Source organism: Christiangramia fulva (assembly GCF_003024155.1).
Lineage (GTDB): Bacteria > Bacteroidota > Bacteroidia > Flavobacteriales > Flavobacteriaceae > Christiangramia > Christiangramia fulva.
Map to the genome: position 1 here is coordinate 2,706,568 of NZ_CP028136.1, position 25,216 is coordinate 2,731,783.

General features: G+C 39.8%; 29 protein-coding genes. 9 read left to right on the plus strand and 20 right to left on the minus strand.

Annotated elements, in window-relative coordinates; genetic code table 11:
- Positions 1-2: 2 nt before the first annotated feature.
- Together gldI and C7S20_RS12080 are read right to left on the minus strand one after the other, a co-directional pair.
- Positions 3-563 carry a gliding motility-associated peptidyl-prolyl isomerase GldI gene (gene gldI, locus C7S20_RS12075; RefSeq protein WP_107012705.1) on the minus strand — a complete coding sequence of 187 codons (561 nt, stop codon included), beginning with the start codon at positions 561-563 and terminating at the stop codon, positions 3-5.
- Complete coding sequence (locus C7S20_RS12080; RefSeq protein ID WP_107012706.1) at positions 560-1,576, minus strand: DHH family phosphoesterase; 1,017 nt, start codon at positions 1,574-1,576, stop codon at positions 560-562. Before C7S20_RS12080 ends, gldI begins: the two co-directional genes overlap by 4 nt.
- A gap of 300 nt (positions 1,577-1,876) precedes the next feature.
- Here C7S20_RS12080 and C7S20_RS12085 point away from each other — a divergent pair, with 300 nt between their 5' ends.
- The gene (locus tag C7S20_RS12085) at positions 1,877-2,296 is read left to right on the plus strand and encodes a nucleoside-diphosphate kinase (RefSeq protein WP_107014225.1); all 420 of its coding nucleotides are present in this window, start codon (positions 1,877-1,879) and stop codon (positions 2,294-2,296) included.
- Between the two features lie 45 nt (positions 2,297-2,341).
- Here C7S20_RS12085 and C7S20_RS12090 read toward each other — a convergent pair whose 3' ends face one another.
- From C7S20_RS12090 to recF, 5 genes are all read right to left on the minus strand, one after another.
- Entirely contained in the window at positions 2,342-3,481 is a 1,140-nt protein-coding gene (locus tag C7S20_RS12090) for a hypothetical protein (RefSeq protein ID WP_107012707.1), read from the minus strand.
- 6 nt (positions 3,482-3,487) lie between these two features.
- Positions 3,488-4,120, minus strand: coding sequence for a protein-L-isoaspartate(D-aspartate) O-methyltransferase (locus tag C7S20_RS12095; protein WP_227009003.1), 633 nt, complete (start codon positions 4,118-4,120; stop codon positions 3,488-3,490).
- A gap of 146 nt (positions 4,121-4,266) precedes the next feature.
- Complete coding sequence (locus tag C7S20_RS12100) at positions 4,267-4,563, minus strand: DciA family protein (protein ID WP_107012708.1); 297 nt, start codon at positions 4,561-4,563, stop codon at positions 4,267-4,269.
- Positions 4,544-4,981 carry a lipocalin family protein gene (locus tag C7S20_RS12105; RefSeq protein WP_107012709.1) on the minus strand — a complete coding sequence of 146 codons (438 nt, stop codon included), beginning with the start codon at positions 4,979-4,981 and terminating at the stop codon, positions 4,544-4,546. Before C7S20_RS12105 ends, C7S20_RS12100 begins: the two co-directional genes overlap by 20 nt.
- Positions 4,978-6,057 (minus strand): DNA replication/repair protein RecF, encoded by a 1,080-nt coding sequence (recF, locus tag C7S20_RS12110; RefSeq protein ID WP_107012710.1) that lies wholly within the window; start codon positions 6,055-6,057, stop codon positions 4,978-4,980. The genes C7S20_RS12105 and recF overlap by 4 nt, the downstream gene beginning before the upstream one ends.
- A 147-nt stretch (positions 6,058-6,204) precedes the next feature.
- Here recF and C7S20_RS12115 point away from each other — a divergent pair, with 147 nt between their 5' ends.
- The 6 genes from C7S20_RS12115 (at position 6,205) to C7S20_RS12140 (ending at position 11,415) form a co-directional block, all read left to right on the plus strand.
- A complete protein-coding gene (locus tag C7S20_RS12115) occupies positions 6,205-6,969 on the plus strand; it encodes a tetratricopeptide repeat protein (RefSeq protein ID WP_107012711.1) in 765 nt (254 codons plus the stop codon).
- Between the two features lie 12 nt (positions 6,970-6,981).
- A complete protein-coding gene (gene ribH, locus C7S20_RS12120; RefSeq protein ID WP_107012712.1) occupies positions 6,982-7,488 on the plus strand; it encodes a 6,7-dimethyl-8-ribityllumazine synthase in 507 nt (168 codons plus the stop codon).
- Positions 7,489-7,600: 112 nt separating this feature from the next.
- Positions 7,601-7,894 (plus strand): hypothetical protein, encoded by a 294-nt coding sequence (locus C7S20_RS12125; RefSeq protein ID WP_193510767.1) that lies wholly within the window; start codon positions 7,601-7,603, stop codon positions 7,892-7,894.
- Positions 7,895-9,754 (plus strand): DNA mismatch repair endonuclease MutL, encoded by a 1,860-nt coding sequence (gene mutL / locus C7S20_RS12130; protein ID WP_107012714.1) that lies wholly within the window; start codon positions 7,895-7,897, stop codon positions 9,752-9,754. It abuts the gene before it with no gap.
- Positions 9,755-10,504: a rhomboid family intramembrane serine protease gene (locus tag C7S20_RS12135; protein ID WP_107012715.1), complete on the plus strand. Its 750-nt coding sequence runs from the start codon at positions 9,755-9,757 to the stop codon at positions 10,502-10,504.
- On the plus strand, positions 10,504-11,415 hold the full coding sequence (locus tag C7S20_RS12140) for a rhomboid family intramembrane serine protease (protein ID WP_107012716.1): 912 nt from the start codon (positions 10,504-10,506) through the stop codon (positions 11,413-11,415). Before C7S20_RS12135 ends, C7S20_RS12140 begins: the two co-directional genes overlap by 1 nt.
- On the opposite strand, the gene C7S20_RS19775 is transcribed toward C7S20_RS12140, so the two are convergent.
- Complete coding sequence (locus C7S20_RS19775; protein ID WP_227009004.1) at positions 11,412-11,579, minus strand: hypothetical protein; 168 nt, start codon at positions 11,577-11,579, stop codon at positions 11,412-11,414. The genes C7S20_RS12140 and C7S20_RS19775 overlap by 4 nt on opposite strands.
- Positions 11,580-11,619: 40 nt before the next feature.
- Here C7S20_RS19775 and C7S20_RS12145 point away from each other — a divergent pair, with 40 nt between their 5' ends.
- Positions 11,620-12,444 carry an endonuclease/exonuclease/phosphatase family protein gene (locus C7S20_RS12145; RefSeq protein ID WP_227009005.1) on the plus strand — a complete coding sequence of 275 codons (825 nt, stop codon included), beginning with the start codon at positions 11,620-11,622 and terminating at the stop codon, positions 12,442-12,444.
- Here the strand turns inward: C7S20_RS12145 and C7S20_RS12150 are convergent.
- The 12 genes from C7S20_RS12150 to udk form a co-directional block, all read right to left on the minus strand.
- Complete coding sequence (locus C7S20_RS12150) at positions 12,424-13,074, minus strand: WbqC family protein (protein ID WP_107012718.1); 651 nt, start codon at positions 13,072-13,074, stop codon at positions 12,424-12,426. The genes C7S20_RS12145 and C7S20_RS12150 overlap by 21 nt on opposite strands.
- Before the next feature lie 12 nt (positions 13,075-13,086).
- Positions 13,087-14,655: a signal peptidase I gene (gene lepB, locus C7S20_RS12155; RefSeq protein WP_107012719.1), complete on the minus strand. Its 1,569-nt coding sequence runs from the start codon at positions 14,653-14,655 to the stop codon at positions 13,087-13,089.
- Between the two features lie 52 nt (positions 14,656-14,707).
- A complete protein-coding gene (gene dapB / locus C7S20_RS12160) occupies positions 14,708-15,424 on the minus strand; it encodes a 4-hydroxy-tetrahydrodipicolinate reductase (RefSeq protein WP_107012720.1) in 717 nt (238 codons plus the stop codon).
- Between the two features lies 1 nt (position 15,425).
- Positions 15,426-16,004, minus strand: coding sequence for a DUF5683 domain-containing protein (locus C7S20_RS12165; RefSeq protein WP_107012721.1), 579 nt, complete (start codon positions 16,002-16,004; stop codon positions 15,426-15,428).
- Positions 15,994-16,899: a ParB/RepB/Spo0J family partition protein gene (locus tag C7S20_RS12170; protein ID WP_107012722.1), complete on the minus strand. Its 906-nt coding sequence runs from the start codon at positions 16,897-16,899 to the stop codon at positions 15,994-15,996. The genes C7S20_RS12165 and C7S20_RS12170 overlap by 11 nt, the downstream gene beginning before the upstream one ends.
- A gap of 1 nt (position 16,900) precedes the next feature.
- The gene (locus C7S20_RS12175; RefSeq protein WP_107012723.1) at positions 16,901-17,665 is read right to left on the minus strand and encodes a ParA family protein; all 765 of its coding nucleotides are present in this window, start codon (positions 17,663-17,665) and stop codon (positions 16,901-16,903) included.
- Between the two features lie 209 nt (positions 17,666-17,874).
- Positions 17,875-18,756 (minus strand): SDR family oxidoreductase, encoded by an 882-nt coding sequence (locus C7S20_RS12180; protein WP_107012724.1) that lies wholly within the window; start codon positions 18,754-18,756, stop codon positions 17,875-17,877.
- Positions 18,757-18,760: 4 nt separating this feature from the next.
- On the minus strand, positions 18,761-19,429 hold the full coding sequence (locus C7S20_RS12185; protein ID WP_107012725.1) for a class I SAM-dependent methyltransferase: 669 nt from the start codon (positions 19,427-19,429) through the stop codon (positions 18,761-18,763).
- Between the two features lie 11 nt (positions 19,430-19,440).
- Entirely contained in the window at positions 19,441-21,570 is a 2,130-nt protein-coding gene (scpA, locus tag C7S20_RS12190) for a methylmalonyl-CoA mutase (protein WP_107012726.1), read from the minus strand.
- Positions 21,571-21,579: 9 nt separating this feature from the next.
- Complete coding sequence (locus tag C7S20_RS12195; RefSeq protein WP_107012727.1) at positions 21,580-22,965, minus strand: methylmalonyl-CoA mutase subunit beta; 1,386 nt, start codon at positions 22,963-22,965, stop codon at positions 21,580-21,582.
- A 31-nt stretch (positions 22,966-22,996) separates the two neighbouring features.
- Positions 22,997-23,311: an FtsB family cell division protein gene (locus C7S20_RS12200; protein WP_107012728.1), complete on the minus strand. Its 315-nt coding sequence runs from the start codon at positions 23,309-23,311 to the stop codon at positions 22,997-22,999.
- A gap of 19 nt (positions 23,312-23,330) precedes the next feature.
- Positions 23,331-23,939, minus strand: coding sequence for a uridine kinase (gene udk, locus C7S20_RS12205; protein WP_107012729.1), 609 nt, complete (start codon positions 23,937-23,939; stop codon positions 23,331-23,333).
- Between the two features lie 117 nt (positions 23,940-24,056).
- Between udk and C7S20_RS12210 the strand changes: the two genes are divergently transcribed.
- The gene (locus C7S20_RS12210) at positions 24,057-25,214 is read left to right on the plus strand and encodes a glycosyltransferase family 4 protein (protein WP_107012730.1); all 1,158 of its coding nucleotides are present in this window, start codon (positions 24,057-24,059) and stop codon (positions 25,212-25,214) included.
- Positions 25,215-25,216: the final 2 nt, after the last annotated feature.

Sequence of the window (25,216 nt, forward strand, 5' to 3'; positions counted from 1 at the left end):
GATTATTGGTTTTTATTGTTGGTTTCTTTTTCTATATCATATAAGGTTACCTCTGCAATAATAGGAACATTTGTGCCTATTTTTTTCTTATCGCCATAATAACCAAAGGCTTTATGGGAAGGAAAAAGAAAAGTAACCGTTTCGCCCTTCTTCATCAATTTAAGCCCCTGGCGCAACCCGCTGAAGAGCTTTTGTTTGTCTATCGCGTATTGGCGGGGTTCATCAGATTGTGGATAAATGGTTTCTCCGTCGAGTGTGGAGATGCTGTAATTAAAGGTAACCACATCCCCGAATTGAGGCGTGCGATTGCTAATGCTGTCTTCCACTTTTTTATTGTAGTAATACCAAAAACCATTGCTGGAAGATTCATAATTTGTGGAAGAATCGGCCTCCATGATCTTTTGTATCTGAGCTTCTTCCTGTGCCACGATCTTTTTATTCCGGGCAACCGATTCATCAATATAGGAACCGCTTTTTCTGCTCACCGGATATCGGGCTTCTGGCGACTTGCAAGCTGCCAAAAGCAGAAAAACAGATAGTATGCTAATTATTCTGAATTTCATTTCATTAATTCCTCTTTGTATTCAGGCAGGATCCTGTTGAATTTCACAATGGTATCGTTCAATGAAAGATTGCTTTTTCCGCCTGCCGCGTTTATATGTCCGCCGCCTTCAAAGTGCTTCCTGGCAAACTGGTTGACGTCAAAATCACCTTTTGAGCGGAAAGAGATCTTCACAAGGTCTTCATTTTCCTTTTCTATAAAAATCACTGCAAAAATGATTCCTTCCAGGGAAAGTCCGTAATTAACGAAACCTTCGGTATCTCCTTTTTTGAAATTATGCCTTTGCAGTTCTTCCTGTGAAAGGCTGATGTAGGCGGTTTTGAATTTCTTGTTCACTTTAAGATTTTGAAGCGCGGTGCCCAAAAGCTGAAGTTTATTTTCAGAGTTCGTATCAAAAACCCTACTGTGAATTTCAAAATTTTTTGCTCCCCGATCAATAAGTTCTGCTACTGCCCTGTGAGTATCGCTGGACGTGGAGCTGAAGCGGAAAGAACCTGTATCGGTCATAATGCCGGTATAAAGGCAGGTGGCAATTTCAGGAGTGATTTCTTTATCAGCGCGAAGTTTGTGTAGGAATTCATAGACCATTTCACAGGTGGAGCTCATCGTTGCATCGCTGTAGGTGAATTCAGCATAATCTGAAGGTTCCTGGTGATGATCGATCATCACAAAAACAGCTTTGGAGGTTTTCAGAACTTCCTGCATATCCCCGGCACGCGAGAGGTCATTAAAATCGAGGGTAAAAATTATTTCAGCTTCCGAAATTAGTTTTTCAGCTTCGGTTTTAGACTGCTCATAATTGATCACTTCCTCATTACCCGGTAACCACTTAAGGAAATGCGGATAATCATTTGGAGCGATCACCTTTGCCTTATGGCCCTTGTTTTTGAAATAATGAAGAAGTCCGAGTGAGGCTCCTATCGCATCACCGTCAGGACCTTTATGAGGTACAATAACAATATTTTCAGCTTTGGCCAGCTCGGCCGTTATTTCGAATATTCTGGAGTCAATCATATCAAGGGCTAAATATACAATTTAATAATACTCTTTAAATAATAGATATTTTAAATTTGGGATCAATTTCCCACCTCATGAAAATAACAGGTTTTTTTTTGCTGCGATGCCAGCCTTTTTCCTATTAATAAACCGAAAAATAATTTCTGAAAATGCCGGTTTTTGCCTTCCAAAGGATTTTGAAAGACAATTCAAATTAAGATTAGCGCATTGATTATAAATGACTTCACATAAATGCCTAATAGGCTTGTTATTGGAAAGGAATTATTTATTTTTGCAGCAAAATTAAAAAACCATACAATGGCAGGAAACAGAACATTCACCATGATTAAGCCTGATGCAGTTGAAGGCGGACATGTTGGTGCGATCTTAGAACAAATCACGGCTTCAGGATTTAGAATTGTGGCAATGAAGCTTACGCAAATGACCCAAAGAGATGCTGAGACTTTTTATGCTATCCATAAAGAGCGCCCATTTTTTGGAGAATTGGTGGAATTTATGACCCGCGGCCCTATCGTTGCTGCTATTCTTGAAAAGGAAAATGCAGTTGAAGATTTCAGAACCTTAATCGGGGCTACAAATCCTGAAGATGCTGCTGAAGGGACTATCAGAAAGAAATATGCTAAAAATGTGGGTGAAAACGCTGTTCATGGAAGCGACAGTGATGAAAACGCTGAAATTGAAGGTGCTTTCCATTTTGCCGGCAGAGAAATATTCTAGTTAAACTGGAAATGTAAAAGGAACCGGGATTAACGCCCGGTTTTTTTATGCCTTTTTTGGAAGTGCCAGAAATACTTCAGGTTCAAGATTACCCAGTAAACTTGCAGCATGGGAAACCTGATTAATATCCAGATGGTCTTTCCAGGTGAAACTTTCATGATTTTTGGGATCGAGCCAGAAATCTTCTATTTCTTCGGCGAGCATCGTATAATTTTTCATTTGCGCGTGCGAAATATCCGGAAAATTATATTTTTCATAGATTCCTTTCATTACCTGTATTCCCAAAGACATTCCGCATTCGCGAAAAGCCAGTCTTTGATGAGCTTTTGTATCAACAGATTTCCGCTGATAATAGTTCAGGCTTTCCAGCGACTCTTGCATCAGCTTTTCCGCAGAAATATTCACAGGCAGATGTTCTTTAAAGAATTTCAATCTCAGGGCGTTCAGTAATAAACCTCCAATTCCAAGACTGTCATAGGTTTTCCAGTTTTGACCCTCGCACATTTTTTCGAATTCGGTTAGCATATAATCAAATTCGGGTAAATGATCAGGAAAGCGTTCCAAGATCGCAAGGGTGCAAACCAGCCCTTCCAGCGGATCGTGTGCTCCCATGCTTTTTACCAGCGGGCGACTGAGGTCTGTACTCATCTTCCAATACATACCCGAGCCCTTCGGAGTGATAAATTTTGAAGAAGCTTCCAGCAATTCCAGGGCCCAGCGGGAAAAATCTTTATGAGGTTCTTCATTACCGGCTTGTAAAAGCGCATTCAGCCAGCGGGTGAGATAATGAAAATACTGGCCATCCCTTTCCCATTCGAGCCTTTCGTCAAAATCTTCATTTTCTTTGCGTTCAGGCAATTTTTTTCCGATCCTCAGCCCTCCTGCGGTAGGATGATATTTCGCTTTTTCCTCTTCAAATTCGCTAATCCATCCATTTCTCTCATCCTGAGGATGATATTTTCCCAAATACTGATGGACGAGGTGGATTAATTTAAAAGCCCGGTCTCTGTAGATACCTTCTTCAGTGAAATGAAAAAGCGCGAGGAAATTCTGAACCGCGAAAGCATCAGTCCATAAATAACGTCTGGAAGGATCATTTTTGCCATTTATTCCTGTCCTTTCTGAAAAAGCATTCATAAGCCTTGCTGCTTTTTCAACTTTTATAGCTGAAGTTTTGCTGCTCATGAACTATTATTTTTCAGATTCTCCTTTCATGGGAACAAACATGACCGGTAAGAGATTTTCTTCCCTGAACTCGTCTTCTCCTGTTTTTTCCAAAAGGATAAGCCGCTGACTGCTTTTGCCCACCGGCGCCAGTAATCGGCCGCCAATTTTTAACTGATCTTTTAACGGTTTTGGAATATAACCCGGAGCGGCAGTAAGAATAATGGCATCGAAAGGAGCCTTTTCCGGCCAGCCTTTATAGCCGTCACCTTGTTTTATACTTACGTTACCGATATCGGTTTGCGAAAAATTCTCCCTGGCAAAATCTACCAGCCTGTCTATGTATTCAACGCTATAAACATGCCGGCAAAGCCTGGAGAGCACCGCTGCATTATATCCGCAGCCCGTACCTATTTCAAGCACCGTGTCTTCATGAGTTAGCTTAAGCCTTTCGGCCATATAGGCAACAATATACGGCTGGCTAATGGTTTGTTTTTCTCCAATTGGCAAAGGGCTGTCATCATAGGCATGAGCCTTTACATCATCGGGCACAAAATGGGCCCGGTCTACTTCTTTCATCGCTTTCAGGACATTGTCATTTTTGATGCCTCGTCCTTTCAGCTGTTCTTCTATCATTTCTTCCCTGGTAGTCATCATCATTCTTAGTTTTAGGTATTAATATAACAGCTTACCTTAAGTTAAGAATTCTGGCGCTTTTTGAAAAAGTATAACAGGACTTATAACAAGAAATTAAGTTTTGGAGAGTGTAGGTAAATAATATGAAAATATTTTTAAAAATATTAAAATCAGCGAAGTATGATCTTTGATATCAGTTCTTCACCCATTTCTTCATTGAGGATCTTTATGATCTTTTCTTTCCCGTAACTGAGTTCTTCGCGAAGTACCGAAGAGCTTAACTGTACGTAAAGTACATCCTGTTTAAGTTTAATTCCGGTGGTGTATTTTTCAATGGCAGGTCCCATTTGATTGTTCCAGACATCGCGAATTTTTACCTGGTTCAGGCCTTTTTCCAGTTTATTTTCATCAACAAAACTCTTGAGGAGATCGCTGAGTTTCATTTCTTCATTCTTTCTTCGCTTCATGTTCTTCAAGGCTTATGGGTTGATATCTCTTATAATAATAGATCTTTCCGTCGCGGTTCTTTAAAATCAGCTCATCTTCATCGGCTTCCAGAACTTCTTCTTTCCACTGGTCATAAGGAGTGGAATAGTGAAGGAAGAGTTTATCATCTTCTATGACCGGTTTTATTTTTTCGGCATTTTGCGTAGTCCTGAATTTTCCTGAAAAATCGGGTTCTAATTTTTTTCGAAAACCGGTGGAGTCTGAGAGTTTAATATAATCAATGTACTGGCTAAAACCATATTTTATAACAGAATCTTTCTGAATTTGTACATGGTCTATTTGCCAGTATCCGTTTATATTTTTTAAAGCTTCTGAAGGATCCTGTCTTCCGCAGGAAAAAAGGAAAAACCCCGCAATTATAAAAAGTAACTTTTTCAAAGCTTGAAGATTTTATAGGTTTGATTGCTGCTTTTCACCACTTTCTCGGTACGTTCGGCATGGGTGTCACTTATAAAGATCTGGCCGAGTTCATTGGTAGCCACCAGGGCGACAATATGAGCCACGCGATTTTCATCCAGTTTATCAAAAATATCGTCCAGCAGAAGAATAGGATTTACCTTGCTGATTTCCTTTATAAAGTCGAATTGCGCCAGCTTCAGTGCCACGAGAAAGGATTTCTGCTGTCCCTGGGAACCAAATTTCTTAATGGGATGGCCTTCGATCTCAAAACTCAAATCATCTTTATGAATTCCCACCGAGGTATACTGCAGGGCCATGTCTTTTTGCAGATTTTCGGTTAATAATTCCGCCAGGTCCGCATCGAACAACTGACTCTTATAAATGAGCTCCACATACTCTTTATCGTTGGTAATATCAGAATATCGCTTATTGAAAATAGGAATAAATTCTTCGAGAAATTCCTGCCTTTTCTGAAAAAGCTCAGTTCCAAGACTATGCATCTGGGCATTATAGATTTCCAAAGTATCCCTGTCGAAAGTGTTATTAGCGGCAAAATATTTCAGCAAAGAATTTCTTTGCGAGACCGTTTTGGTGTATTGTAACAGCTTTTTGAGGTACACCTGGTCACTTTGTGAAATTACGCCATCCATAAATTTACGTCGGGTTTCAGAACCTTCAATAATAAGGTCACGGTCGGCGGGAGAAATAATAACGGTAGGAATAAACCCTATATGATCGCTTACCTTGTCATAAGCCTTGTTATTTCTTTTAATGATTTTCTTCTGTCCTTTTTTGGCGCTAACCAGTATCTGTTCGGGATGATCATTTTTAACAAATTCTCCTTCTACTACGAAGAAATCGGCTTCATGGTTAATATTCTGGGAGGTAACAGGGTTGAAGTAACTTTTTCCGAAAGAAAGGTGATAAATGCTATCGAGAACATTGGTTTTTCCCACGCCATTATTTCCAACAATGCAGTTGATCTTTTCATCAAAATCAAAATCGGCCGCATTAAGATTTTTGTAATTTAAAAGATGAAGATGTCTTAAATGCATAAAAAGCTGATTTTCAGCAATTATATATTCTTAAAAATTATACCGGCTGGTGATGTAAAGGAAGGCCAAGTTATTCAAAAAATACAAATATTTTCCCTTTTAATTTTCACAAAATATTATATTTTTGCGACGCATTAAAAAGTTTTTATGGCCACGTATAAGAAAAGAGGGTATAAGCCTTCAAATAAGAAGGATCGAGATAATTCGGCTGAAGAAGAGTCAACAACAGCTGAGGTTTTTAATAGCCTTGACGAAGGAGCAGGTAAGTTTGAAACCTGGGTAGCCGAGAATCAAAAATATATCTACGTGATCCTGGGAATCGCCGTTGTTGCCGTGATTGGATATATTGGTTACACCCGGTTCATTCATGCGCCAAAGCAACAGGAAGCTGCTAACGAAATGGCAAAAGCCGAAAGCTATATGGCATCAGCATTGAGAGCAACCGGAGCCCAGAGTGATTCCTTATATAATCTGGCACTTAATGGTGGGGAAGGCAAGTATGGTTTTCTCGATATTATTGATAATTATGGAGGTACCGATGCGGCCAATCTTGCTCATTACAACGCGGGATTTGCTTATTTACGTACCGGAAAATATAAAGAAGCCATCGATCAGCTTGAAGATTTTTCAAGCGATGATGAAATAATGGGACCTTTGGCCACAGGAGGGATTGGTGATGCCTTCTTACAACTTGAACAACCGGAAGAAGCCCTGGGATATTATGAAAAGGCCGCGAATATGGCTTCTAATTCATTTACCACCCCAAGATTTCTTTTGAAAGCTGCGATCACTGCGCTTCAGTTGAATCAAAATGATAAAGCTGAAGAATATCTTACCAGGATCGAGGATGAATATCCCGATTCTCCCGAAGCCGAAAAAGTCCCTGTTTACCTGGGACAGGCGAATAGCTAGAACCAGTAAATTATGGCTACAGAAGGTAAAAACCTTTCAGAATACGATAAAAATGCAATCCCAAACGCGAAAGACTTTCGGTTTGGGATTGTTGTTTCAGAATGGAACGATGAAATTACCGAAGGACTATTCCAGGGAGCTTTTGATGCCTTCAGGGAAAACGGAGTTTTAAAGGAAAATATCGTGCGCTGGAACGTGCCGGGAAGTTTTGAACTTATCTATGCCTGTAAGAAAATGCAGGAAACCTTTGAGATGCTCGATGCCATTATTGCAGTTGGCAGTGTGATACAGGGAGAGACAAAGCATTTCGATTTTGTTTGTGAAGGAGTCACTCAGGGAATCAAAGACCTGAATGTTCAGGGAGATATTCCGGTGATCTTTTGCGTGCTTACCGATAACAATATTGAACAATCACGTGCCCGCAGCGGTGGCAAACACGGCAACAAGGGAACTGAAGCGGCGGTCGCCGCGATTAAAATGGCGCAATTACGAAAAGACGCTGAATTCTACAAAGGATAAATTTTTAGTTTTTCTTTTTAAGGCACTGTTATTGCAATCCTTATTAAATCAATGATGCTTCGGAATTTTAAAGCATTTTGAGTAAATTTGGAACAGCAAATATTTCACAGTTTTGAAAATCAATTTTTACAAAGTCAGAAAGAACAACCGGTATAATTATACTCCTCGCTATTATAAGGGCAAGGATACCGGCAATATCTATGATTTTGATTCAAAATTTCAAAAATATAAAGATGCCACCAATGCGATAGATTTTGGTTCTCAATGGGCTGAGGCGCGTAAAATGAGCCGTACCCGTGGAAACCGGGGAATTAATCGAACGGTGCTTTATATTATTCTTATCCTCGTGCTCCTATGCCTGTGGATATTAGATTTTGATTTGTCCATTTTCACGATTCCCCGATAGATGAGTGATATAATTCAATTGTTACCCGATCATGTTGCCAACCAGATCGCAGCGGGTGAAGTTGTGCAACGTCCTGCATCGGTAATAAAAGAACTTTTAGAAAATTCTATTGACGCAAATGCCAGGCATATCCAGGTGGTGATAAAAGATGCCGGTAAAACCCTGATTCAGGTCATCGATGATGGTACGGGCATGAGCCTTACCGATGCCCGTATGAGCTTTGAAAGGCATGCTACCTCCAAAATAAAAATCGCTGATGACCTTTTTAGTTTGAAAACAAAAGGTTTTCGCGGAGAAGCTCTGGCTTCGATCGCTGCAATTGCCCATGTGGAGCTGAAAACCAAAACCGAAGTGGATGAAGTGGGTACCTGTATCAAAATCGAGGGCAGTGAGGTTACCTCTCAGGAAGCCTGCGTGATGCCAAAAGGAACCTGTATCAGCGTAAAAAACCTTTTCTATAATATTCCTGCACGACGAAATTTTCTTAAATCTGATAATGTTGAAACACGCCATGTAATTGACGAATTTCAGCGGGTAGCCCTTGCTCATCCCGGCATCAGCTTTTCACTTACCCATAATGGAAATGAACTTTTTCAGCTTCCACCCACAAATATTCGTCAACGTATTACTAATATTTTCGGCGGAAAAACCAATGAAAAACTGGTGCCTGTTGAAGAAGCAACGGGAATTGTAAAAATTAAAGGTTTTGTGGGTAAACCAGAGTATTCTAAAAAGAGCAGGGGAGAACAGTTCTTCTTCGTGAATGACAGGTTTATCAAAAGCCCTTATCTCAATCATGCTGTGGTGGCGGCTTTTGAAGGACTTTTGAAAGAAAGGAATTATCCGAGTTATTTTCTTTATCTCGAAGTAGATCCTAAATCCATCGATATAAATATCCATCCTACCAAGACTGAAATTAAGTTTGATGATGAACATTCGCTTTATGCTATCTTGAAAAGCGCCATTAAGCACAGTCTGGGCCAGTTCAATGTTGCACCTCTCCTGGATTTTGAGCGTGATGCCGATCTTGACACCCCTTATAATTATAAAAATAAGGAAGCCAGTACCCCTCAGGTAGAAGTTGACAGGAACTTCAATCCCTTTAAAAATGAGAGAAATATTACCTCAAATTTTTCCGGGAATCATTCTTTCCGAAAAGAAAGGAACAGTGATTGGGAGGGAATATACACAGGATTACAGATTGAAAACGAGGCAGAGCCTGCGCTGGATGTAAAGCAGATCGAATTTGAAAGTGAAGAAGTAACAGGGAATCTTTTTAATTCGGATGAAAATGAATCAGGAAAATCTACTTTTCAGCTGCATAAAAAATACATTGTCTCCACATTGAAAAGCGGTTTGCTGGTTATAGACCAGCATCGGGCACATACTCGTATTATTTATGAAGAACTACTGAAAAATATTACTGTTTCTGCTGCCGTGAGTCAGCAACTTTTGTTTCCTTTGAAACTTCAGTTTAATCATCATGAAATAGAAATGCTGCATGAGATCAGGGAATCACTGGAACAAACCGGATTTGTTTTTTCTGAAATAGAGAAAGATGAGGTGGAAATTACAGGAATTCCGACCTTGATTGCAGAAAGTGAAGTTGAAATTTTACTGGAAAAACTGCTGGCCGATTTTGAAAAGGAAGTGCCTGATAATGGTTTTTCTCAAACCGATCTTTTGGCGAAATCACTGGCGAACAGTATGGCGGTGCGTTCGGGAACTTTGCTTAATGATGCCGAACAGCAACATATTCTTAATCGGCTTTTTGCCTGTAAGGAACCATCGTTGAGTCCGTTCAATAAAACCGTTTTCTCTACCATCACGGTAGATGAACTCGATAAAAAATTTGCTTAAATGGGAAGAATAACTGAAACCGTAAAGGTTTTACTGATCATAAATGTAATATTTTTCATTGGGAGCCAGCTCATTGGAGATGTTTCCTACGAATATTTTGCGCTCTGGTTTATTAAAAACCCCAATTTTCATTACTGGCAGGTCATAACCCATATGTTCATGCATGGTGGTTTTATGCATATTCTTTTTAATATGTACGCTCTTTGGGCTTTTGGTAGTCCTATTGAGCAAATGCTCGGGCAGAAACGATTTATTTTCTTCTATTTTTCAGCGGGAATAGGAGCAGCTTTGTTGCATACGCTGGTCAATCTTTTCTATTATCAGAATGGAATTGATGCCCTTGCGGCAACAGGAATGAATCCGGCTGAGATCAATGACTATATACATCAGGCCTTTGCCAGCAATCAATTCCGCATTCCTGTGGGTGTTGATGAAGGCACTATTCGGGGAATGCTTCAGGCTTTTTCCAATCCCGCTGTTGGTGCCTCAGGTGCAATTTATGGAATTTTAGTAGCTTTCGGAATGATGTTTCCAAATGTGGAATTATTTCTTTTATTTGTGCCTATTCCGGTTAAGGCGAAATATTTTATTCCCGGATTAATTCTTCTGGATTTATTCTCCGGAGTTACCGGATATTCGCTTTTTGGAGGTTCAATTGCCCATTTCGCACACGTAGGGGGAGCACTTTTTGGCTTTATAATGATGTATTACTGGAAAAAGAATCAGTTTAATAATAACCGTTGGTATTGATGGGAACGGCAGATAAATTAAGGTATAAACTTCAAACGGCTACCGTTACCGAAAAGCTCATTGCAGTGAATGTGCTGGTTTTTGTCATTTTCTTTTTGGCAAGGACCATAGCTTTTTTGTTTAAATTCCAGTCAGATTTCCTTATGCAGTGGTTTGTTTTTCCAAACGAGCCCGGAGAATTTTTACTTAAACCCTGGTCGATCATTACATACGGATTTCTTCATGCCGGTGTCTGGCACATTTTGTCAAATATGCTCATCTTATATTTTTCAGGGATTTACTTTCTAAATTATTTCTCGCCAAAGCGGCTCCTGAATTATTATTTTCTGGGAATTATAATTGGAGCTCTTTTCTTTATGCTTAGTTACAATCTTTTCCCTGCCTTCGCCGGAACGGGAAGAACTTATCTTATTGGCGCTTCAGCGGGAGTGATGGCAGTGCTCATAGGTATAGCTACTCACATTCCGCACATGCGAATAAGGTTATTGCTTTTGGGAAGCGTAAAATTCTGGTGGATCGCGGTTTTTCTTCTGGTGGTGGATATTGTCCAAATTCCCATAAGCAATGCAGGAGGGCATATTGCCCATTTGGGAGGTGCGCTTTTGGGGTATTTTTACACCACCCAGCTGCAGAAAGGTAATGACATAGGAAAATGGTTTGAGAATATTATCGACTGGTTTGCTTCCATTTTTAAACCTCGGGAGAAAAAGGCGAAAATGAAAACTGTTTACCGCAACAAAAAAACTACCTCCAAATCAAAAACTTCGAAACACAGTTCTGGAAATAACCTGGATAAGGATGAAAAACAGAAAAAAATCGATGCTATTCTTGATAAAATAAGCAAAAGCGGATACGACAGTCTAACCAAGGCAGAAAAAGATTTCCTGTTTCAGGCCGGTAAAGAAGATTAGATGAAGAGGCTGGGCATCTTTGATAAATTCATTTTTATCCTGAATTCTATTGCGGCATTGGCCCTTTTGCTCTCGTATCTGGTTCCGTTCATTCCTCCAAAAAGTTTTCCGTTACTCTCTGTTCTAAGCCTGGGAGTGCCGGTACTTATAATTTTAAATTTCATTTTTTTTATTTATTGGATACTCAGGCTAAAACGTCAGTTTTTGCTTTCTTTTATCATTTTACTTGCCGGATATACTTACGTGAATCGGTTCATTGAAATTGGAGAAAAAGATACTTCTGAAAAATCTGATTTCAGCATTATGAGCTATAATGTAAGGATGTTCAATGAATACGGATGGTCTCCACGTAAGGACATTCCTCAACTAATTACAGATTTCGTAAAAGAGAAAAATCCGGATGTGATCTGTATGCAGGAATTTTATATTGGCGCGACCCATTTTTCCAAACTCTATCCATACCATTATATAAAGATCAAAGAAAAGAATTCTGAATTTGGAACAGCAATTTTTTCAAAATTTCCAATCTTAAAAAAGCATTCCCTCTATTTTCCACAGGATGGTAATAATAATGCCGTCTATGTCGATATTCTTGTCAATAAAAAAGATACCGTACGCATTTTTAATGTGCATTTTCAGTCTCTGAATATAAAACCCGGGATTGAGGATATTCAAAAAGAAGATTCACAAAAACTGCTGGGCAGGATCGGCTACGGATTTTCCCTGCAGCAGGATCAGGTTGAAATGCTTCTGCCTGTTGTGCAAAACACTCCTTATCGTAAAATGATCGTTGGCGATTTTAATAATACGGCTTTCTCTTATCTCTATAACCTTCTGAAGACTGAAGCTGATCTAAATGATGCTTTTATGCAGAAAGGCAATGGATTCGGAAAGAGTTTTGATCTCAATTACTTTCCTTTGCGAATCGATTTTATGCTTTTGGGTCAAAAACTGAAAGCCACTGAATTTCACAGATATGAGATCAATTATTCAGATCACTACCCGATCTTAAGCAAGATCAAGCTCTAATTTTTGTTCTTTGAGATAATTCAGCGAATTATTTCCTTCATTGAAAAGCAGGTCAAGCACGCAAAGATCTTCCAGAAAACCGTGTTTTTCTTCAAACACCTGCGCGTATGCCGAAAGCCCAAATTCCTTGTCGCTTTTAGCATTTATCAGAGATCTTAGATCGATAATTTTTCTGGGTTTCAGAATATATTCATCGGTTTTGTCAAAATTGAGTTCTATCTGAAGACAATCTGCCACAAATTGCATACAGTCATAATTGAAATCCATCAGGTACTTATATTCTGTATGGAAAAGAGGGTAGAGGTCATCTTCATAGAATTCAAAGAATGGAGAGGTTTGATAAGCAGTCTTAAAAGCGCGCCAGTGTTGTTTTTGCCAGTCAAAATCATTTTCAATTTGTACCTCCTTGTATTTTTGTCTTCCATTGGTATCCAGACCAAGCGAAGAGCTGTGCTTTATGGGGATATTAAGTGACAGCTTGCCGTTGGAATCATAGAGGTAAAGCCGATTTCGATAAGTTTGTTTCTGATAATTATCTTCATTCTCAAACACCAGTTTTTGTGCCTGCACCATCGCGACCCACTGACTTATAGGGCCGAAATAGGCAGGATGTACCAGAATACTTTGCATCAAATTCAGAATTTATGCCTGTTCACGTCTTTTCTTAAAGTATTTCCAGCCGAAGAAGATCACCACAATAATGAGGAAATAAGGCAGGAAAGAAGTAGGCTCCTCATCGCCTTTCACGGTGGTGAACACACGTTCCCATCTTATCTTATCAAAACCTGAAGCATTGGAATCCCAACTCATCCAGATGAAAACAGGTTTTCCCACAATATGGTTTTCGGGAACATAGCCCCAGTAACGGCTGTCTTCCGAATTTTCCCTGTTATCTCCCATCATCCAGTAATAATCCTGCTGAAAGGTATAGGCGTCGATGGGTTCACCGTTCAAATATACCTGGGTCCCATTTATGGTAAGTTTTCGGTCATTACCCCATTCGCGACCTTCATAGACTTCGATGATACGGCGGTAGAAAGGGAGAGTTTCCGGGGTGATTTCTACTGTCACTCCTTCTTTCGGGATATAGATCGGTCCGAAATTGTCATTATTCCAGGTCATCTTCCCATTATTGGGAAATAAACCCAGATTTTTTACTCCGGCAGAATCGATGAGTCTTTGAACCGAGGCTATATTAGGATTATTTTTAAAACGCTCAAAACTCTCGTCAGACATAGACTGAATGATGAAAACGTTATTGCTCGGATTATAAGAATACCCATCTGTGATATCGTACATCTCATAAAGAAGACGAGGATTTAATGGCTGGCCGTTGGTTTTCCCGATATAGGAATATTGAGGTTTGGCACGCCCTGGAAGCTGCAGTTTTTCCCCATTTACATAAACGTATCCATTGATCACACTCAGGGAATCCCCGGGTAAACCTACTGCACGTTTTACATAATTCGATTTTTTATCAACAGGTTTAATATAATGCTTGTTTGACTGGTCAAAAAACTTACGCACCGTATCAACCGGCCAGTTAAAAACCACAATATCGTTTCGTTCCACATTTTCAAATCCCGGAAAGCGGAAATAAGGTATCTGTGGTTTGTTTAAATAGGATTTAATTCCCAAAATTGGAATAGTATCATGAACCATAGGGAAAGCTATCGCCGTTTCGGGAACACGGGCACCGTAATGGAATTTACTCACGAACAAAAAATCCCCAACTAATAAAGTCTTTTCCAAAGAAGAAGTTGGGATGGTGAAGGGCTGCATGATATAGGTATGCACGATGGTCGCAGCGATCACGGCAAAAAGAATGGAGCTTATCCATTCGCCCGCTTCAGTTCGTGGTTTTAGGGAACGATCGGCGATATACGGATCGTTTGTAGCATAATTGACATAATAAATGTAGAAACCCAGAGTGAGAATAACAGCAAAGGTTTCAGCGGTGGAATGTCGTCCAAAACTTCTGATGGTCTCCACCCAGATCACCGGAATGATTATAAGATTTACAATGGGAATAAACATCAAAATCACCCACCAGCGAGGCCGGTTAATGATCTTCATTAAAACAACGGCATTATAAACCGGAACAGCAGCTTCCCAGGCTTTTCTTCCCGCTCTATGATAAAGCTTCCAGGTTCCTAAAAAGTGAATTACCTGAAGTACCAGGAAGAATATAAACCATTCTGTAAGTGTCATATTTTTTTCTTTTTACCTGTTAGGCCTGATTTTTTCGATTTTGTTACAAATATTATTTAAAAAGGCTTGAAAGAACATCTTTCATAGTAAAAATTCCTTTTTTGTCCTGTAAAAATTCTGCAGCCACAACAGCACCCAGGGCGAAACCCTTCCTGGATTTTGCAGAATGGATGATTTCTATGCTGTCTATTTCAGATTCGTAGGTGACGGTATGAATTCCCGGAACATCTTTAATGCGTTTTGCATGGATTACTATTTCGTCTTTATCAGCATGATCAAGCTGCCATCCTTTTTTATCGGGATATTTCTCAATGATCTGTTGCGCGAGGCTAATTGCGGTACCGCTTGGCGCATCCAGCTTTTGGACATGATGGATTTCCTCGATTTCAACCGAATATTCCGGAAGTCCTTTCATCATATCGGCCAGTTTTTTATTCAGTTCAAAGAAAACATTTACGCCAAGGCTGAAGTTGGAAGCATAAATAAAAGCAGTTCCTTCTTCTTCACAGATCTTTTTCGCTTTTTCATATTTATCGAGCCAGCCGGTGGTACCGCAAACCACCGGAATCTTGTTTTTAAAACAGCTGCTGATATTTTTAAAGGCCGCATCGGGAACACTAAAATCAATGGCAACATCGATCTCTGCCTTATCCAGCTGATAATTTTCTATATCTTCATCTACTTTGAGCACGATCTCATGCCCTCGTTCTTCAGCGATCTCTTCAATCACTTTTCCCATTTTTCCATATCCCAGTATCGCAATATTCATCTTAAAAACTATAATTTAAAGTGAGTCCGTAATTTGTTTTTCCCCGTAAGGCATCATAATCCATATTAGGTCTGAAGCTTAGATCTTCATTGACGTTGAACTGTCGAAGATGAGCTTCTACATTGGCGTCGACAATATTTAAAATATATACACCAACCGTTACCATTATAGAAATCTCTTTATTTTTCTGATAAAATTCCTGGGCTCTTATAAGGCCATTCGTTGCAATTCGTCCCTCGAACTGGTCGGGTCTTCCCGCAAGCCTGTTCTTATAAGCATCCCGATATTTGTTATATTCCCTATCATTTTTGAGATAAAAATAAATACCGGTGGCCATTCCGCCATACGCGATAGGAATTTTCCAGTAACTGCCATTATAAGCCTGGCCAAGACCAGGTAAGATTGCCGAATAAAAAGCGGCTTTGGAAGGGGCAAGAGCGTTATAAGGCTCGTTTTCTTTTTGCTGAATTTCCTTTTCTGTAGTTGTTTTTGAAGAAATACTCAAAGAATCCTGCTGTGCATGGGTTGCGAAAACCGCCAGAAGAAAAAAAAACTGAAAAAGAACGAATTTAAGCTTCACCGCGAATTAGTTTTTTGATCCTTTCAAAATCTTCTTCCGAAGAAAAAGGAATGCTAAGCTTTCCGCTTCCCTTTTTGGTGACTTTTACGTCGACTTTTGCACCCAGGTATTCCGAAAATTCCTTCGCGCCTTTCTTATAGATTTTGGCAATCGGCGCTTTTTTGGCTTCAGATTTAGAATCTTTTCCGCCGCCATTCAGTTCACGAACAAGCTTTTCGGTTTCTCTGACTGAAAGGGATTTCTGGAGAACTTTTTCATAGATCTCCAGTTGTTTCTGGGAATCATCAACATTTATAAGCGCACGGCCGTGGCCCATACTTAAAAATCCGTCCCTCATTCCAGTCTGGATGATGGGATCGAGCTTCAGTAAACGTAAATAATTAGCAATGGTAGAGCGGTTTTTACCCACCCTGTCACTCAATTGTTCCTGGGTGAGACTGATCTCATCGATCAGTCGCTGGTAAGAAAGAGCAATTTCAATCGGGTCAAGATCCTGTCGCTGAATATTTTCAACCAGGGCCATTTCCAGCGATTCCTGATCATTCGCGATGCGGATAAATGCCGGAATGGTTTCAAGACCTACTAATTTTGAGGCGCGATATCTTCGTTCACCGGAGACCAGCTGATACTTGTCAAAATCCAGCTTTCTTACGGTAATAGGCTGAATAACGCCTAATTCGTTGATGGAAGAGGCGAGTTCTTTTAAAGACTCTTCATTAAAGCTTGTACGCGGCTGGAACGGATTCACTTCAATTGATGAAAGTTCCAGTTCCACGATATGTCCAACCAGTTTGCCGGCATTTTTATCTTCAGCAGACTTAATATCATTCTCAGGATCTTTCAGTAGTGCTGAAAGTCCTCTTCCCAATGCTTGTTTTCTGGTAGCTTTCGCCATCTTATTCGTTTTTCTTTATAATTTCATGCGCCAGGCTCAGGTAATTGCTGGCTCCTTTACTCGATGCATCGTAATTAATAATACTTTCACCGTAACTGGGGGCCTCGCTTAAACGCACATTTCGTTGAATGATTGTCTCAAATACCATCTCATTGAAATGTTTTTTCACTTCTTCCACCACCTGGTTGGAAAGCCGAAGCCTGGAATCATACATTGTTAGCAATAAGCCTTCAATATCCAACTTGTTGTTATGAATTTTCTGAACGCTTTTTATAGTATTCAACAGTTTTCCAAGACCTTCCAGCGCAAAATACTCACATTGTATAGGTATGATAACCGAATCGGCGGCCGTTAAGGCATTTAGAGTAAGCAATCCCAGTGAGGGAGCACAATCTATCAGGATAAAATCGTATTTATCGCGCAGCGGTTCTATAGCGGTTTTGAGCATGGATTCGCGCTTTTCCTGATCTACCAGTTCGATTTCGATCGCCACAAGATCGATATGAGCAGGAATAATATCCAGGTTAGGTGAACTGGTTTCCCTGATGGCTTCTTCCGCTTTTACAGAGTGTTCCAGCAACTGATAAGTTCCCAATTCGACTTCTTCCACATCGATCCCGAGTCCCGAAGTGGCATTCGCCTGTGGATCGGCATCTATCAATAAAATTTTCTTTTCAAGGACACCAAGCGAAGCCGCGAGGTTCACCGAAGTTGTGGTTTTTCCTACGCCCCCTTTCTGGTTAGCAATAGCAATGATTTTACCCATTAATTGTGTGCAATTTTTGAAAGGTAAAAATACAATTAATTATAGGTTTATAAAATGAAATTGTTAACAGCTTCTAAAGAAAAACCGGTATGTGCGCTAATTAGAGCTATTAAACAGTTCTTCTGTAAACCTGGCTTGTTAAAAACTTAGTTTTCTTCGATTTATTTTCTGAAAAACACTGAAAGCGAATTCGAGTGAAAAAATTAATTTTAAGTCGATTTCTTCGATTTGATCATTGCTTCCAGCTGATCCCACATTTCGTCGGGAATTTGTTCCAGTAAATTGAATTGTCCGGCACCTTTAAGCCATTCGCCGCCATCGATGGTGATGACTTCGCCGTTGATATAAGCTGAAAAGTCGGAAACGAGGTAAGCAGCAAGATTTGCCAGTTCCTGGTGTTCACCCACTCTTTTCAACGGCACTTTTTTGGAAAGGTCGAATTTTTCTTTCAGGTCTCCCGGGAGTAAACGATCCCAGGCACCTTTGGTAGGGAAGGGGCCAGGTGCAATCGCATTTGAGCGGATTCCATATTTTGCCCATTCTACGGCGAGTGAACGCGTCATGGCCAGAACCCCGGCTTTGGCGGTCGCGCTCGGTACCACGTAGGCAGAACCCGTCCAGGCATAGGTGGTAACAATATTCAGAATTGTTTTATTGGTTTGTTTTTTATCGATCCAGTGTTTTCCCAGTGCCAGAGTACAGTTTTTGCTGCCTTTTAATACAATATCGATAATGGTGTCAAAAGCATTGGCGCTGAGCCGTTCGGTAGGGGAAATGAAGTTTCCCGCTGCGTTATTCAGAAGAATATCAACCGATCCAAATTCTGAAACAACCTTATCTCTCATCGCTTCTACCTGGTCGTAATGCCTAACATCGCATTGAACAGGTAAACAGATTGAACCTGTTTGTTCAGAAAGCTCCTTACTAACAGTTTCCAGTTTTTCCATATTTCTGGAAGTGATGGCGACCCTAGCACCTAATTCCAGAAAATATTTTGTCATGGCCTTTCCAAGCCCGCTTCCGCCTCCTGTAACGATAATATTTTTTCCTTTTAGCGCATCGTCCCGAAGCATTTTTTCTTTATAATTCATATTTTCAAGTGTTATTGGATTCTTTCCGTAAAACTATTGTATACCCAGTTTTAATATACTTTTTAAAAAGTCTTCTTCGGCAGAAAATCCAAATCCTTTTTAGCAGCCATCCTATTTTAGTAAATTTATATAAATTAAGATCCTCCGGTTTTTCAATATATCTGTATTCAATTCTTTCTACAGTGAAATCATGAGAAATATTTTTTCTGCTAAAATTATTATTGGATTGTCTGCATAAATATTTTTCAATAACCATAGGATTATAGGGGCGAATATGTGAAAGGTCATTATAGAAACCGTGCCACAGCAAAGGAGTGGAAATGATAATAAAACCACCTGGCTTGCAGCATCTGTTCATTTCATTTAAAGATTCATATAGTTGGTGTGGATATAAATGTTCAATTACATGGCTAATATGGATTACATCAAAAAATTGAGAATCAAAAGGTAATTTTGGCAGTTCTCCAAGAAAAACATTTTTATATTTTTTCTTTAGATGTTTGACGGTTTTTTCATTTCGGTCAAATAAATAAATATCTTCTTTATTGCAATAGAAAGCAAATTCGCCGTCTCCGGGCCCAATATCTAAAACCCGGTAAGATTCTTTTATTAAATTTTTTGCAATCTGAAAGAATGGCTCTCTTTTTAGGGTGATGTAACGACTATCAATCATAAAAGCTTTTCCTATTCATCAATTAAAATCTCCAATAACTGGATCGCGGCATCACTGATTTTTGTTCCTGGTCCAAAAACCGCAACGGCTCCGGCATCAAATAGGAACTTATAATCCTGAGAAGGTATCACTCCGCCTACGATCACCATAATATCTTCGCGGCCTCTTTTCTTCAGTTCTTCGATCACCTGTGGCACCAAAGTTTTATGTCCCGCAGCAAGCGAAGAAACTCCCAGAATGTGCACATCATTCTCCACGGCCTGTTGGGCGGCTTCGGCAGGAGTCTGGAATAGCGGACCGATATCCACATCAAATCCCAGATCGGCGTAACCGGTAGCCACTACCTTTGCTCCGCGATCATGGCCGTCCTGTCCCATTTTCGCGATCATGATGCGCGGGCGCCGGCCTTCCATTTCGGCGAATTTATCGGCGAGGTCCCTTGCTTTATTAAATGAGCTGTTATCTTTCATTTCTTTTGAATATACACCGCTAAAGGTTTGTACCTTGGCCTTGTGGCGCCCATAAACTTTTTCCAGCGCATCGCTAATCTCACCCAAACTGGCTCTTTCCCGGGCAGCTTCTATGGCTAACTCCAATAAGTTGCCATTTTTTTCACGCGCTGCTTCGGTAAGTCTTTCCAAAGCTTTATGCACTTTTTCAGAATCCCTTTCAGATTTTATTTTTTCGAGCCTTGCGATCTGTTGTCGGCGTACGGTTTGATTATCGACTTCGAGAGTGACGAGTTCTTCCTCTTTTTCGAGTCGGTATTTATTTACTCCAACGATAATATCGGTACCGCTATCGATCCTTGCCTGCTTTTTAGCGGCAGCTTCTTCAATTCGCATTTTCGGGATTCCTGATTCAATGGCTTTGGTCATTCCGCCAAGTTCTTCCACTTCTTCAATTAGCTTCCAGGCTTTCTGAGCGATCTCTTCCGTTAGTTTTTCCACATAAAAACTACCCGCCCAGGGATCTACTGTTTTAGTAATATTAGTCTCATTTTGAAGATAAAGCTGCGTATTTCTTGCAATTCTGGCGGAAAAATCGGTTGGCAGGGCAATAGCCTCGTCAAGGGCATTGGTATGTAAGCTTTGAGTCCCACCGAAAGCTGCAGCCGCCGCTTCTATACAGGTTCTCGCCACATTATTGAACGGATCCTGCTCGGTTAAACTCCAGCCGCTGGTTTGGGAATGTGTTCTAAGGGAAAGCGATTTTGGATTCTTCGGATTGAACTGTTTAACCAGCTTCGCCCAAAGCATCCGTGCGGCACGCATTTTTGCGATTTCCATAAAATGGTTCATTCCTATGGCCCAGAAAAAGGAAAGTCTGGGAGCAAAACTATCGATATCCATTCCGGCTTCGAGTCCTTTTCGGATGTATTCGAGTCCGTCAGCCAGGGTATAAGCCAGTTCAATATCGCAGGTCGCACCGGCTTCCTGCATGTGATAACCTGAAATACTGATACTATTGAATCGCGGCATGCGCTTCGAAGCATATTCGAAAATATCAGAAATGATCTTCATGGAAGGAGTAGGAGGGTAGATGTAAGTGTTCCTCACCATGAATTCCTTCAAAATATCATTTTGGATGGTGCCTGAAAGCTGTTCAGGTTTTACGCCCTGTTCCTCAGCAGCCACGATATAAAATGCCATAATTGGCAAAACGGCCCCGTTCATGGTCATGGAAACCGACATCTTATCAAGCGGAATCTGGTCGAAGAGAATCTTCATATCTTCCACCGAGTCAATGGCCACACCAGCTTTACCCACGTCCCCCACCACGCGTTCGTGATCGCTGTCATAGCCGCGATGCGTTGGTAAATCGAAGGCCACGCTCAGGCCTTTTTGTCCGGCAGCCAGGTTTCGCCTGTAAAATGCGTTACTTTCTTCAGCGGTTGAAAATCCGGCGTACTGGCGAATTGTCCAGGGCCTTTTAACATACATGGTGCTGTATGGACCACGCAGGTATGGCGGAATTCCCGCGGCAAAATGCAGGTGCTCGGCGTCTTTTAAATCGGCTGAAGAATAATGTTTTTTTATATCAATCCCTTCCGGAGTTTTAAATTCGCTGTTTCCGGAATTCTCCTCAGAATTAGCTTTTTTCTCGGCTAATTGTATGTTCTGTAGATCTTTTCGCGACATATTCCGGTTTTAATTTTTCGAATTTTCTTCCGTTTCTAAACGACGTTTTTCATAATCTTCGCTGAGTCGTTTTTCAAGGATTGGTTCCAGTAAGGTTTTTCGATGTTTCTTCTTCAAAAAAGGAAAAAGTTCCAGTTCATTTTTCATACGATCCTGCTGATTCTCAAATTTATTGGTCCCAATCAATACCAGCTTCTGCTCATCGAAAGCTTCTTGTTCAGCCCTGGCACTTTCTTTTATTTTTCGCTGAATAGTTCCGGCTTTCAATTCTTTCAGAAAGCCACCACCTTTTTCAACTTCCTTAAAAATTTCAAGGGCTTTTTCAGCCAGTTGTATGGTCAGACTTTCAATATAATAGGTACCTTCCGCAATATTGCCCACTTTATCAAAATAACTTTCATTTTTCAGAATAAGCAGTTGATTGCGGGCAATTCTGCTTCCAAATTCATTGTCTTTATGATAGACAATGTCGTACGGAAAATTACAAATTGCATCGGCACCACCAAGTATCGCACTCATGCACTCGGTTGTGGTACGAAGCAAATTCACATTGTAATCGTAAATCGTCTTATTTCTTTTCCCCGGAAATGTCAGGATTTCACAAGTTTCACTCCAGCCGAATTCTTCTGCTATAGTGCTGTACAACCAGCGAAGCGCCCTGATTTTAGCGATTTCCATAAAATAATCGGCTCCCACAGAAACCTTGAACTGCACAGGATTTTTCTTGGCCGAAGTATTACCAGAAAAATAATTGAAATATTCGGTAAGCTGAGCAATGGAATAGGAGAGTTGCTGTGGAATATTGGCTCCCGCATTCTGAAAAAGTGAAGCATCGACACTGATAATCGAACTGAAATTTGAAGAATTCTGAACGATTTTCTCCAAATCTTCATGGTCTTTTTTCAGGTTATCGAACCAGTTACCGCTGCGGGCAAGTTTTCCGATTATATCGGTTTGCAGGAAAGATTTTCCGCTTCTGCCTTCCAGGTATTTATTTAATTTCGCTGCGTAACCAGGATCAAGAAAAAGGAGATCGAAATAAAGATCAATTTCCTGTGGAAGTCCTTTCAGCAGAGTTTCAGCTTCAATATCAGCAGAAGGAATAGTGAACCAGATCGCTTCGGCCCCTTTTTCAATAGCATTCAGGGCTTTTTTTAAAGCTGTTTCCGCAGAAACTGCATAAATTTTTTCAGTGACCTTCCAATTGGCAGGATTATTAATTTTCAGCGTTTCCTGAACATCTTCTGAAGTGTAAAATGGCTTAATATCAATGCCATGAAGGCTGTGCGTGACAAGGGTTTCGTTATAATCTGCTCCCTTGAGATCAGCCTGTATCTTCTGTTTCCATTGTTTTGCAGAAACTTGTTCAAATTCCTGAAATAACAATTCTTTCATTATCGGGTTGGTTTTTTACGAAAGAGCAGGTTTAGTCGATGGTGTCGTACTCGATGATGTAAATATCTTCATCATCCCTCTTCATATAGTACTTCTGGCGGGCAAATTTCTCCAGCTCGGTGGAATCATGGAGCTTGTTGATCACCTCTTTATCTTCCGCAATTTGAGTTTGATAATAGTTTTTATTGTCCTGCAATTCCTGAATTTCCTGATTTAATTCATGATGAATAAGCCAGGAATTGGTATCCAGGAAAAACATCCATCCGGCAAAAATCAAGGTTATCAGCACATATTTGTTGCTGATAAACCTGAACCAGGGCTTTTTTCGCAGGTCTTTAAATTTCATACTCGTTAAATATACAAATTTAGGTTAAGCGATCTTTAATAATTGTTTGAACGATATCAACAGCCACGGTATTATATCGATTCGTAGGAATTATGATATCGGCGAATTCTTTAGTAGGTTCAATGAATTGCTGGTGCATAGGTTTTAAAGTGGTTTGATAGCGCCAAAGAACCTCTTCGAGATCGCGCCCACGTTCAGCGATATCGCGTTTAAGTCGGCGAATGAGCCGCTCGTCACTGTCGGCATGAACATAAATCTTTATATCAAAAAGATCGCGGATTTCGGGATGGGTAAGAATTAAAATTCCTTCCACGATCACTACTTTTCGAGGCTGAATTTCTATGGTTTCGCCGGTACGGTTGTGTTCTTTAAAAGAATAAACCGGTTGTTGGATGGTCCTGCCGCTTCTTAATTCCTGAAGGTGGGTAGCCATCAATTCAAAATCGATGGATTTGGGATGGTCGAAATTGATCTTTTTTCGGTCTTCGAAAGAGAGGTGGGAGGTGTCATTGTAATAAGAATCCTGCGAAATTACATCGACTTCCTCGTTTTTTAATTCTTCAATGATCTGATTTACCACGGTAGTTTTTCCGCTTCCGGTACCACCGGCAATCCCGATAATAAGCATAGGAAATTAATTTTCCGCAAAGGTAATTATAAGTTTGAAAACAAAAATTGCTGTCTTTAGGGTAGATTGAAGAAAACTCAATAAGAATTGATATTTTTGACAAATCAAAATAAGTTTATGAGGATCCTTTTTTATGCACATTCATCTACATTATATGGTGCGAACCGTTCCCTCATAGAACTTATTATTGGTTTAAAAACAATCAATCCTCAAATTGAAATTTTTGTTGTTATCCCTAATAAAGGTCCTATTGAAAGTAAGCTAAAGAAGAGGTCTATTCCATTCCAAGTTATAAAACATTATAACTGGTTTTATGAAGAACCAATTGCCAGGAAATGGAAGAAGAAATCAACTATTTTGTATAAACTTTGGTTCGAAAAGAATAAATGGCAAAAGTTTTTAAAAAATAAAGTAAGGTTAAAATCTCATTTGAATTTTGCCAGAAAATTTTCTCCTGATATAATTTATGTAAACTCTTCCTTGTGTCCTATGGGTTTATATGTTGGGAAAAAGCTAGAGAAGAAAGTTATTTGGCATCATCGAGAAACCGTGAATGATAATATTTATGGTTTTTGTTTAGAAAAAGAAAATGAATTCATTACCCACTATAATGAGGTAGATTTACATCTTTTTACTTCAAAATTTTTACAAGAAAATTATCTGAAAAATTTCGGCAAAGAGAATTACCGGATATTCTATGATAGTGTATTAATGGAGAATAATAGCAATTTTGCCATTGCTTCTATGAATCATTCGATAAAATTTGGAATAGTAGGGCGTATAAATAAGCAAAAAGGGCAAAAGGAGATTATAGAATTATTTAATTCCTCAGAAATAAAGGAATTAGGAATTCAGCTGGAAATTTTTGGCCATGGTAGTCCAAACTTTTTGAAATGGTTTGAAAAAATAAATTCTCCTAATATTAATTATCATGGTTTTGTGAATAGGGAGGATATCTATGAAAATTTTGAAATTTTAATTTCTAATGCCACTTTTGAAGCTTTCGGGCGGACTATAGCAGAAGCTAATTCATGTGGAATACCGGTGGTTGTTAGGAAATCTGGGGCTTTTCCGGAATTAGTTCGAAATAATTATAATGGGTTTTTATTTAATAATTCCAATGAATTAAAAAACTTAATTTTTGAATTATCCGCTATTAAGAAAAAAGAGTATTCAATTTTGTCTCGAAACAGCCTTGAATTTGCAAAACAAAAATTTGACTACTTGAAATTGGCAAAAGGAATTTTCGGTGCAATCAGTGAGGTAATCAATTAAGG